General features: G+C 31.9%; 1 protein-coding gene. It reads right to left on the minus strand.

Annotated features, from left to right (window positions below):
• On the minus strand, positions 1 to 618 hold a 618-nt coding region (locus NK213_RS17895), incomplete at both ends, for a FapA family protein (protein WP_253351740.1).

Genomic DNA, 618 nt, shown 5'->3' on the forward strand with positions numbered 1-618 from the left:
TGATACTTTTCCTGTACTTTTATTCTCAATATTTTTTGTACTCAATTTCTTATTTGTTACTACTTCCCCACTGTTATCAAGGTTCTCTACATTAATATTATTCTCTGCTGTAAGTTTCCCAGTATTCACTGTATCTTTTGCTGATAACTCCCCTGTTGTTTGTATACTTCCTGAATTTTTAAGGTTCTTATCTATTTTGATACTGTCTTTTCCATACAGAGTTCCTGCATTATTTGTATTTCCTTTTACAGTCAATTCTTTTTCAGATATCATTTTTCCTGTGTTTGATACATTACCATCTACTGTAATCACGTTCTCACTTTGTAAATCTGATTTATTAGTTAAGTCTTTTCCTACTTTTACGGAATCCTTTCCGTATACTAATGAATCTGATTCCAGATTACCTTTTATATCTAAGCTTCCTTCTGATATTAACTGACCCTTATTTTTTGTGTCTCCACCTATAGTTACATTACCCTTTGAATAAATATTTGTTTCATTATTCAAATTTCCGCTTATTTCTACTTCCTGTGCCTGTGTCCCTGTTCCTTTTAATGTCGTATTTTCTGCTTCTACTGTTAGTTTACCTTCTGTATATGTTGAACCTTCCTGTGTGAA

The sequence above is a fragment of the Sebaldella sp. S0638 genome, assembly GCF_024158605.1.
Lineage (GTDB): Bacteria > Fusobacteriota > Fusobacteriia > Fusobacteriales > Leptotrichiaceae > Sebaldella.